The 234-nt window shown below is 66.7% G+C and carries 1 protein-coding gene; it reads right to left on the bottom strand.

The window, feature by feature from the left end; translation table 11 throughout:
- On the bottom strand, nt 1-218 hold a 218-nt coding region (locus ACLQ24_RS30730), incomplete at its 3' end, for a hypothetical protein (RefSeq protein ID WP_425895214.1).
- Between the last annotated feature and the right edge of the window lie 16 nt (nt 219-234).

Raw genomic sequence — 234 nt, 5'->3', positions numbered from 1 at the left:
TTCGCATCCACCGGATCAAAGCGCACCACCCGCTCAGCGACATCGTCAGCCTGCGTCTGCACCAACCACCAATGGCCCCCTACCGACCGGTGAACCATCACCACATGCTGCGGCGAGTTCACATCACGCCTGTACACCAGCGTCGACCGTCCCGCCTCCAACCGGGCCACATCCCCCGCTGTCGCCGGCGTGAACACCCCACCCAACCGCGCCGCCAACGACGCCACCGTCACC

Origin of the sequence: Micromonospora sp. DT4 (genome assembly GCF_049841675.1) — a bacterium.
GTDB lineage: Bacteria > Actinomycetota > Actinomycetes > Mycobacteriales > Micromonosporaceae > Micromonospora.
This window is presented reverse-complemented; position numbering and strand designations above follow the sequence as displayed.